General features: G+C 74.0%; 9 protein-coding genes. 6 read left to right on the top strand and 3 right to left on the bottom strand.

Annotation, left to right across the window (positions count from 1 at the left end):
- Positions 1-668 precede the first annotated feature (668 nt).
- Positions 669-1,370, top strand: a complete 702-nt coding sequence (locus AB0D48_RS36885) for a lysophospholipid acyltransferase family protein (RefSeq protein ID WP_362407562.1) — start codon at positions 669-671, stop codon at positions 1,368-1,370.
- Here AB0D48_RS36885 and AB0D48_RS36880 read toward each other — a convergent pair.
- Both AB0D48_RS36880 and AB0D48_RS36875 read right to left on the bottom strand, forming a co-directional pair.
- On the bottom strand, positions 1,367-2,101 hold the full coding sequence (locus tag AB0D48_RS36880) for a hypothetical protein (protein WP_362407559.1): 735 nt from the start codon (positions 2,099-2,101) through the stop codon (positions 1,367-1,369). The two genes, AB0D48_RS36885 and AB0D48_RS36880, sit on opposite strands and share 4 nt — an antisense overlap.
- Before the next feature lie 213 nt (positions 2,102-2,314).
- The gene (locus tag AB0D48_RS36875) at positions 2,315-2,575 is read right to left on the bottom strand and encodes a GNAT family N-acetyltransferase (RefSeq protein WP_362407556.1); all 261 of its coding nucleotides are present in this window, start codon (positions 2,573-2,575) and stop codon (positions 2,315-2,317) included.
- Positions 2,576-2,734: 159 nt separating this feature from the next.
- On the opposite strand from AB0D48_RS36875, the gene AB0D48_RS36870 reads away from it, so the two are divergent.
- The 3 genes from AB0D48_RS36870 to AB0D48_RS36860 all read left to right on the top strand — a co-directional run bounded on the left by AB0D48_RS36870 (position 2,735) and on the right by AB0D48_RS36860 (position 4,761).
- The gene (locus AB0D48_RS36870; RefSeq protein ID WP_362407553.1) at positions 2,735-3,151 is read left to right on the top strand and encodes a YciI family protein; all 417 of its coding nucleotides are present in this window, start codon (positions 2,735-2,737) and stop codon (positions 3,149-3,151) included.
- 87 nt (positions 3,152-3,238) lie between these two features.
- Positions 3,239-3,418: a hypothetical protein gene (locus tag AB0D48_RS36865; RefSeq protein WP_362407550.1), complete on the top strand. Its 180-nt coding sequence runs from the start codon at positions 3,239-3,241 to the stop codon at positions 3,416-3,418.
- 191 nt (positions 3,419-3,609) lie between these two features.
- Complete coding sequence (locus AB0D48_RS36860) at positions 3,610-4,761, top strand: serine hydrolase domain-containing protein (RefSeq protein ID WP_362407547.1); 1,152 nt, start codon at positions 3,610-3,612, stop codon at positions 4,759-4,761.
- Positions 4,762-4,837: 76 nt separating this feature from the next.
- Here AB0D48_RS36860 and AB0D48_RS36855 read toward each other — a convergent pair whose 3' ends face one another.
- Positions 4,838-6,331 (bottom strand): AMP-binding protein, encoded by a 1,494-nt coding sequence (locus tag AB0D48_RS36855; RefSeq protein WP_362407544.1) that lies wholly within the window; start codon positions 6,329-6,331, stop codon positions 4,838-4,840.
- A gap of 87 nt (positions 6,332-6,418) precedes the next feature.
- On the opposite strand from AB0D48_RS36855, the gene AB0D48_RS36850 reads away from it, so the two are divergent.
- Together AB0D48_RS36850 and AB0D48_RS36845 are read left to right on the top strand one after the other, a co-directional pair.
- Positions 6,419-7,159: a class I SAM-dependent methyltransferase gene (locus tag AB0D48_RS36850; protein ID WP_362407541.1), complete on the top strand. Its 741-nt coding sequence runs from the start codon at positions 6,419-6,421 to the stop codon at positions 7,157-7,159.
- A gap of 123 nt (positions 7,160-7,282) precedes the next feature.
- Positions 7,283-7,504 (top strand): rodlin (locus tag AB0D48_RS36845; protein WP_362407538.1); only part of this gene is annotated, 222 nt, incomplete at its 3' end.

Here is a 7,504-nt window from a genome sequence, read left to right as displayed (position 1 = left end):
CCGCCCGCCACCGCCCACGCGGTGGCGGGCGGCCCGCCGGTCTCGCCGATACGTCGGGCAAGGCCCTCCACGGAGCCTCGCCGTTCACCTAGAGGTCCGCTGCGCCCAGCCCGTTCCCGCAAACGGATCCTGTGACCAATCGGTCATATTCCGGCCCATGAGGTGTACGCCTCCAGTTCGGACGGCTGACCCGCGCGGCCGTACCGGGCCCGTCCTGCCCTGGGTACTTGGAGGTCACCGGCTGGGTGCGCACGGACCGGCCGTTCACCTGCACGTCCAGGGTGACGTCCCGCCACTTCGGCGGTGTCCGGAAGGCTGTAGCGCCGGGACAACGCGCTGGCGGGCTCGGTGAGGGTGAACTCGACGTACTGACTGGTGGTGTTCAGCGTCGCCGCCCGGCGGCCGGGAGCCTCCGAGGGGAGGCGGCCTTACGAGCGGTCGGGGCCTGTGAGGGTGCCTTGGAGTCGGCGCACTCGGCCTCCAACTCGGGGGCACGGCACGGCACGGCACGGCACGTCCGCGCCGCGGCCGGTATGCCATCCGCAGGCACACCCGTCACGTTCCCTGCGACGGTGAGTACGCACGGTGAGTACGGCTACTCATGACCCCTGCGCGGCGCCCGTCGACCATGGAGGACACCACCACGCGCCACCCGAACGGGGACGTCCATGCTCAGCCGAATCGCCGCCGTCGTCGTACCCGCCTGCGGGACCCTCACGGTCACCGCCGACCCCGGGGCGCGCCCCGCCGCCGGCAGCATCCTCGTCGCCAACCACACCTCGCTCGCCGATCCCGCCGTGGTGGTCGCCGCACTGCGCCGCTACGGGGTCGAGCCGGTCATCCTGGCCACCAGCGGGCTGTGGCGGGTGCCGCTGCTCGGGTCCGCGCTGCGGCGCGAAGGGCACATCGCCGTCCACCGCGGCACCCACCGCGCCGCCGACTCCCTCGACGCCGCGGCCGTCGCCCTCGCCTCGGGCCGCAGCGTGCTGCTCTACGGAGAGGGCCGGCTGCCCGGCCGCCGCGACCCGGGGGAGTCCGCCCCGGGTCCGTTCCGCAGCGGCCTGGCGCGGCTCGCCGCCGCGACCGGCGCCCCCGTCGTACCCGTGGGCCAGGCCGGCGCCCGCCGCCTGTGCTCCGGCAGCAGCGCCAAGCAGCTCGCCGGAGCCCTCACCGCCCCACTGCGCAGGCCCTGCCTCCACGTGCACATCGGTTCGCCGCTCCACCTCCCCGACCGGGTCCCCGAGGCGACGGAACGGGCCCGCGAGGCCGTCACCGCCGCCTGGCGCACCGCGGCGCTCCGCCTCGGCGAACTCGCCGCGCCGGGTCAGGAGCAGCCGGGGGCGCGGCGCTTTCCGTCGCGGAGTGTCTAGCGCGTGGTGTGCGCCAGGACCACGTGGGCCGCGGCCTCGCCGTCGGCGTCCGTGTCGATGAAGGACACCACCAGCGGGCTGCTGCCCGTCGGTCCGCCCGCCGTCGCGCGCAGCCGGTAGCGCTCCACGCGCACGCCCTCGCGGGCGAGCGGACCGCCGCCGGTGACCATCGACTCAGGCATGTGGTCGTTGGCGATGCGCAGCGCCGCCGCTCGCCAGGTGCCCGAGGCCGCGTCGAAGCGCTCCAGCAGGAAGCCCGGTCCGCTGCCCGGCCGGTCACCCGGTTCGCCGACGAGGATCTCCATCTGGAAGGTGACCAGCAGGTGCCGGTACTCGGCGGAGTTCCCGTTCCGCAGGGTCACGGTGAACTCCTGCGCCGCACCGCCGCGTACGAGGGCGAGCCCGCCGCCCCGCGTGTCGACCGCGACCCTCAGCCGGGCCGGGGCGGCGGGCGGCGCCGCCCGGGTCGTGGCCGCGGCCGGCGGCGCCGACGAAGCGGCGGCGGGCGTCCCGGACGTCGGGGCGGAGACGGATACCGGCGGCGGGGCGGCGGCCTCGGTGGACGTGCCCGACGGGGACGCCGGACCCGGGGCGGAGGGCGACGGGGACGCGGTCGCCGGGGTCCCGCCGTCCTTGTCCCCGCATCCCGTCAGGCCGCTCAGGCCCGCCAGCAGTACGGCGGCCGCGGTGGCGGCGGTCAGGACCCGGCGGGGTCCGGCGGATGCGGGCATGAAATCGGTTCCCCTACAGGTCGGCTGGGGCAGGAACCTAACAAGCGCGCACCACGCCGACGAGCCCGGGCGGGCATCGAAGCGGCGACGGTTCGGTCACGGGAGCCGGACCAGAGCCGGAGCCGGAGCCGGACCAGAAACAGGAGCGGGAGCCGGACCAGCAGGAGCGGGAGCCGGACCAGAGCAGGAGCGGGTCCGGGCGGCCGTGAAGCGTCAGGCCAGGGGCTTGACGAAGTTGAACGCGGTCACTGCCATCCGCTCACGGAAGTAGAAGCGGTGGGCATCGCTCCGATGGGTTCCGGAGTCCAGTTTGAGCGCGGTGCAGTCCGCGGTCCGGGCATGCTCCTCGAGGTGTGCGAGGAGCGCGCGGCCCACCCCGGTGGAGCGGGCGGTGGAGGCGGTGACCAGGTCGTCGACGTAGAGCTTGCGGATCTGGGACGTGTTCGCGACGATCCGCCAGCCGGCCGCGCCCACGCACGAGCGGGCGGGGCTCCGCCGATCGGCTCGGACGACTGACGACGCCGCGAGGCGGCTCGGCCCCCTGGGACGGAGCCGCCTCGCGCGGTGGCGACCGGCATGTCGCAATGGGAGGGCAGGGGGAGGGACCGTGACGAGCGCCAGGAGTGGCACCCCATGAAGTACATGCTGATGGTTCTGGGCAAGCAGGCCGACTACGAAGCCATGAGCGGCAAGGCGAGCGGCGACAGCCCCGGCTGGTCCTCAGCGCAGCTCAAGGCGATGTTCGACCACATGGGAGCGCTGAACGACGAGCTGACCGCGGCGGGCGAGCTGGTCGACGCGCAGGGACTCGCCGAACCCCGCCAGGCCCGCCTGGTGACCGCCGGCGCCGACGGCGCCCCGGTGGTGTCCGACGTGCCGTACGGGGAGACGAGCGCGGTCATCGCCGGGTACTGGGTCGTCGACGTCCCCGATTTCGACCGGGCCGCCGAGATCGCCGCCCGCGCCTACGCCTGCCCGGTCCCCGAGGGCACGCCGTCCTACCCGGTGGTCGTCCACCCCGTGGACAGCGGCCCGGAAACCGAGAAGTGACGGCACGACCCTCCGCGATTCGGAAGCCCCCGTCCGCATGCCGGACAGCGGTCATGGTTGTCGGACCCCCCGCCTACTCTTGATCACGTGAGTCCGACCCCTGACAACCCAGCCCCCGAGCGTCCCCTCGCCGAGATCAACGCCGACATCCGCGGCCTCTTCGCCCGTGCCGACGGCCGGCTGTCCGACGCCGAGCGCGTGCGGCACGCGATGCTGCTGGCCGAGTGGGCCGCAGCGATACGAGCCTCGGTCGTCCCCGCCGCGTAGCGGCCACGCCGAACCGGCCCACCGCCGAACCGGCCCCGCGCCGAACCGGCCCACGCCCACCGCCGCCGACCGTGGTGTGGCGTGTCGTGCCGTATCGGACCGATGAATTCCCGGGCCGGCGGCAGTCTTCCCTACGGGTACCCGCGCCGGTCCCTCCCTCCCGGCGCTCCGCACGTACGAGAAGGTGGACGATGAGCGGTCTGCGCAGCCTCCTGGAGGCCCACGTCGGTGACGGCCGACTGCCCGGCGCGGTGGGTCTGGTGGCCCGCGGCGAGGACATCGAGGTGGCGGCCGTCGGCTCCCTCGACGCCTCCGGCGGCGCGCCGATGGCACGCGACTCCCTTTTCCGGATCGCCTCGCTCACCAAGCCGGTGACCGCCGCGGCCACGATGACGATGATCGAGGACGGCCTGCTCGCCCTCGACTCGCCGGTGAACCGCTGGCTTCCGGAACTCGCGGCGCCGATGGTCGTCCGTACGCCGTCCTCACCCGTCGACGACGTGGTCCCCGCCGAGCGTCCGATCACCGTCGAGGACCTCCTCACCTTCCGGGCCGGCCACGGCTTCCCCTCGGACTTCTCGCTGCCCGCCGTGCGGCTGCTCTTCAGCGAGCTGGGGCAGGGACCGCCGCAGCCCCAGCGGATCGCGGCGCCGGACGCGTGGATGGCGGCCCTCGCCCGGATCCCGCTCCTCCACCAGCCGGGCCGGGCGTGGCTCTACAACACCGGGTCCGACATCCTCGGAGTCCTCATCGCCCGGGCGGCCGGACAGTCCCTCCCCGACCTCCTGGCGGAGCGCGTCTTCGAGCCGCTCGGCATGCGGGACACGGGCTTCGCCGTACCGCACGACCAGCTCCACCGGTTCACCGGTTACTACCGCGCCGCGCAGGAGGGCGGCCCGCTGGAACTCGTCGACCCCGCCGACGGCCAGTGGAGCACCCTGCCGGCCTTCCCTTCCGGAACGGGCGGTCTGGTCTCCACCGCCGACGACTGGCTCGCCTTCGGCCGGATGCTGCTCGCGGAGGGCGCGTACGAGGGCGGACGCCTGCTCTCGCCGGAATCCGTACGGCAGATGACCACCGACCACCTCACGGCGGAGCAGCGCGAGGGCGGCGCCCTCTTCCTGGAGGGCCAGGGCTGGGGATTCGGCGGCTCGGTCGACGTGGCGCTCCTCGACCCCTGGAACGTGCCCGGCCGCTACGGCTGGATCGGCGGCACCGGTACCGCCGCCCACGTGGTCCCCGCCACCGGCGCGGTCACCATCCTCCTCACCCAGCGCGAACTGAGCGGCCCGGCCTCGCCGCCGCTGATGCAGGAGGTCTGGACCTACGCCGCGAAGCGGTAGGTCCTCTCCGTCCGGACGAGGCCCGGTGTGTCGTCACGGCAGCGCCGCGGGCCAGGCGCTGCCGTGACGAGAGGACCTACCGCCCTTTGCCGGCCGCGCGGTCCCGCAGGCGGCGCTTGTCCGGCTTCCCCCGGGCGGTCAGCGGGATCGCCTCCTCCCAGAACACCGCGGTCGGCCGGTGCGCCGGGGACAGCTCCCGCTCGACCAGGCCACAGGCCTCGTCCGCCACCGCGGCGCCGGGCGCGCACCCCGGCGCCGCCACCAGGAAGGCGCACACCTCCTCGCCCGTCAGATCGCTGTGCCGGCCGACCACGACCGCCTCGGCGACGGCAGGATGCCGGGCGAGCACGGCCTCCACGGGCACGCAGTACACGTTGTCCCCGTCGATCATCACCACGTCCTTGAGACGGTCGTCGAGGTACAGGTAGCCGTCCTCGCCGAGGTGCCCGAGGTCCCCCGTCCGCAGCCAACCGTCCCGCAGGACCGATTCCGTCAGAGCTGGCCGGTCCCAGTAGCCGGCCATCATCGCCGCCGACCGGATCCACACCTCTCCCGTGCGACCGACGCCCACCGGGGTCCCGTCCCCGTCGCGCACCTCGACCTCCACGCCCGCCACGGGCCGTCCCACGGAGGCCAGCAGCTCCGGCCGGTCCGCCACCGCCGCATCGTGGTCAGCGGGACTGAGGCGGCAGATCACCGCCGCCTCGTTCATGCCGTAGCCCTGCTGCCACCGCACGCCCCAGCGGGTCACCGCCTCACGCAGCCGGGAGGGGAGGACGGGCGAGTCGCCGTACGAGACCACCTCCAGCCCCGGCACACCCGCGGCGGTCACGGGGTCGTCCAGCAGCCGGTAGACCATCGAGGTCGTCAGGTACGTCGACACCCGCCCCAGGCGCCGGCAGGCCGTCGCGAACTCCCGTGGTCCGAACGGGTCGAGGATCTCCACCCTGCCTCCGGCCCGCAGCTGTTCCAGCGAGCGCCCGCCGGACCGCTGCGCCAGCGAGGTGACCGACAGGTACACCGGCTCCGCCCACCCGGCCGGGCGTACGGTGTTGCGCGCGGCCATCGCGCCGAACGTCGAGGCCACCCCCTTGGGCCGCCCCGTCGTCCCGCCGGTGTAGGTCACCCGGGCCACGTCGTCCTCCCGCGCCCGTACGGCCACCACGACGGCCCTGCGGCCCGCCGCCCGCCGCAGCACCTCGTCCAGGTCCAGCCGGGTGGCGCCCGTGTCGGGCACCGGGACGTCGTGCAGCACCAGATCCGCGCGGCAGTCCCGCAGGATGAACTCCAGCCCGTACAGGGCCGGTCCGGCCAGGACCTGGGTCAGCCGCGCCCCCAGTACGTGCGCGGCGAGCCGCACCAGCAGCACCTCGGGCCGGTTCCGGCCCGCCACGCAGGCGAGCCCCGTCCCGCGCCCGACCCCCGCTTCCGCGAGCTCTCCGGCGAGCCGCCAGGTGTCCTGCAGTACGTCCGCGTACGTCATGACGGCGGGCCCCACACCGATGGCGGGCCGGTCCGCGTACCGCTCCAGCGCTCCTGTCAGTTCCGTGACATACCGTGCCGCCACCATGTGCAATCCGCCTCTCCGCGTCCCGCCTACGCACCGTACAGTCGTCGCCCCTGCCGGGGCCGCTGATGCGTCGGCATCATGAACGGCATGACGACCGAATCCCGTGCTCGTTCCTTCAGCGCCGCAGCCGCCCGCTACGCCGACCACCGCCCCTCCTACCCGCCCGCGCTCCTCACCGCCCTGGCGGACCTGGCCGGTTTCCCGCTGGCCGGGGCGCGGGTCGCCGACGTCGGTGCGGGCACGGGCATCGCCACCGCCCTGCTGCAGTCGTCCGGGGCCCGCGTGATCGCGGTGGAGCCGGGCGAGGGCATGGCCGCGGAGTTCCGGCGCCGCAATCCGCGGACGCCGCTCGTACGCGGAGACGGCAACCAACTGCCCCTCGCCACGGGCGCGGTGGACCTCCTGGCCTATGCGCAGTCCTGGCACTGGACCGACCCCGCCCGCTCGGTCCCCGAGGCACGGCGCGTGCTGCGCCCCGGCGGGGCGCTGGCGGTGTGGTCGAACGATCCGGACGTCTCCGTCGGATGGATCTCCGAGCAGCAGGACCGCATCGAGAAGCGGTTCGGCCCGGGCTGGTACATCAACGAGCGGGCACGCTCGCAGGGCGGACTGCGCTTCACCACCCGTCGGCTGCCGTGGTCGCGCCGCGTCCCGGTCGACGCGCATCTGGCGAAGCTGTCCACGCACTCCCTGTTCCTCATCGGCGAGCCGGGCACGGACGCTTTCCTCGCCGACGAACGGGCCCTGCTCATGGACCGGTTCCCGGACGGGGTGGTCGAGGAGCACTACGTGGCCGATCTGAGCGTGGCCGTCCGTGACGGTGCGTGACCGTGAACATCGGGGGAGCGGGGCTGTTCGGGTGAACCAGCGGAACCAGCGGAACCTGCGGTGTGTCCGGCCGTTGATCAAGGCGCTCACCACCATGCACTCGTGCACACACAAGGACCCTTGATGATCAAGAAGATTATGGCCACCGCCGCTGCCACCGCCTCCATCGTCGGCGCGGGCGCCGCCGTGGCCGCCCCGGCCATGGCCATCGGCAACGACAACGGGATCAACACCGTCAACGGCAACGGCTCCCAGCAGATCTACGGCAACCAGAAGACCCACGGCGACCTGAGCCCGCAGCTCAGCCTGGTCCAGGGCACCCTGAACAAGCCCTGCATCGGCCTG

It is taken from the genome of Streptomyces sp. NPDC048269, assembly GCF_040652395.1.
GTDB lineage: Bacteria > Actinomycetota > Actinomycetes > Streptomycetales > Streptomycetaceae > Streptomyces.
Note: the sequence above shows the minus strand (reverse complement) of the source record. Positions and strands in the feature narration are given on the sequence as shown.

What these genes read in the sequence shown, in the direction of transcription:
- AB0D48_RS36885 (WP_362407562.1), top strand. Translation starts at nt 669, where the DNA reads ATGCTCAGCCGAATCGCCGCCGTCGTCGTACCCGCCTGCGGGACCCTC.
- AB0D48_RS36880 (WP_362407559.1), bottom strand. Translation starts at nt 2,101, where the DNA reads ATGCCCGCATCCGCCGGACCCCGCCGGGTCCTGACCGCCGCCACCGCG.
- AB0D48_RS36870 (WP_362407553.1), top strand. Translation starts at nt 2,735, where the DNA reads ATGAAGTACATGCTGATGGTTCTGGGCAAGCAGGCCGACTACGAAGCC.
- AB0D48_RS36860 (WP_362407547.1), top strand. Translation starts at nt 3,610, where the DNA reads ATGAGCGGTCTGCGCAGCCTCCTGGAGGCCCACGTCGGTGACGGCCGA.
- AB0D48_RS36855 (WP_362407544.1), bottom strand. Translation starts at nt 6,331, where the DNA reads ATGGTGGCGGCACGGTATGTCACGGAACTGACAGGAGCGCTGGAGCGG.
- AB0D48_RS36850 (WP_362407541.1), top strand. Translation starts at nt 6,419, where the DNA reads ATGACGACCGAATCCCGTGCTCGTTCCTTCAGCGCCGCAGCCGCCCGC.